Annotated in this window: 2 protein-coding genes; both read left to right on the top strand. The window is 43.0% G+C overall.

Going from position 1 to position 1,024, the window contains the following annotated elements; all coding sequences use genetic code 11:
* A partial coding sequence (locus tag F6K49_RS52790; protein WP_293111106.1) for a transposase occupies window positions 1–592 on the top strand: 592 nt, incomplete at its 5' end.
* A 125-nt stretch (window positions 593–717) separates the two neighbouring features.
* Window positions 718–846, top strand: coding sequence for a DUF6760 family protein (locus F6K49_RS54180; RefSeq protein ID WP_366514390.1), 129 nt, complete (start codon window positions 718–720; stop codon window positions 844–846).
* The last annotated feature ends 178 nt before the right edge of the window (window positions 847–1,024 follow it).

Below are 1,024 nucleotides of genomic sequence, written 5' to 3'. Positions count from 1 at the left end.
TACCAAGAAAGTGATAGCTTTAGATCCTGGAGTTAGGACATTCATGACTGGGTTTGACGGCACGGATTTCTTGGAGTTCGCAAATAATGATTTTCAGAGAATAGCTAAACTTTGTTCCCATCTAGATAAGTTAAAAAGTGAGCATGACAAATCAAAAGGACGCACACACAAACGTCGCCGATACAAGCTAAGGATAGCTATGGAAAGACTCAGAACTAAGATCAGAAGTCTGAGAACTGAATTGCACAAACAAGTAGCATCGTTTTTGGCAAGAAACTACGATGTGATCGTCTTACCTACCTTTGAGACGTCGCAGATGGTTGTCAAAAAGAAGCGAAAACTAAAAAGCAAGACAGCTAGGGCGATGATGACATGGGCTTTTTATCAGTTCTCTCAGATTTTAGAGCATTTGTGCAACCGTTATGGTTCCAAATTAGTGAGGATAACAGAGGAATATACCTCCAAAACTTGTACAAAGTGCGGACACATTCATAGAAAACTTGGTAGTTCTAAGAATTTTCAATGTCCACGTTGCGGATACGAAATCCCTAGAGATTTCAATGGAGCCGTCGGGATTTTCCTGTTCGCGTAGCGTCGGCTTTGCCGAAAGGCGATGTGGGATACCACCTTCCTCGAAGCAGTCGGGGATGTAGTACTCAGCTTTTCTGACATCTTGATGTCAGAATTTGTCCGGGTTAAAAGTATCAGGTAGCCTATATTGCTTATCACTTGCACTGGTCTTATGACCAGATTATGAGTCTGGATCATCAAGAAAGACAGTGCTGGGTGGCACAAGTAGCAAGTATTAATGAAAAGTTGAATGAGCAAATAATTGGGTTACGGTAATTGGGGATAGTTTCATGAATTCCAGGAGTTAATGATGGCAACTTTAGCATCGGTTGTGCCTTTAGGAGCAAACGCGGCTTACGCTGGAGTGACTGGGGCGTTGGGAGCTCGCCTCGACCCCTACCAAGGCTTTAACTTTCTCATTGAAATTGAGGGGTTAGTTACCGGTGGGTTTATC

This window comes from Moorena sp. SIO3I6, from assembly GCF_010672095.1.
This window is presented reverse-complemented; position numbering and strand designations above follow the sequence as displayed.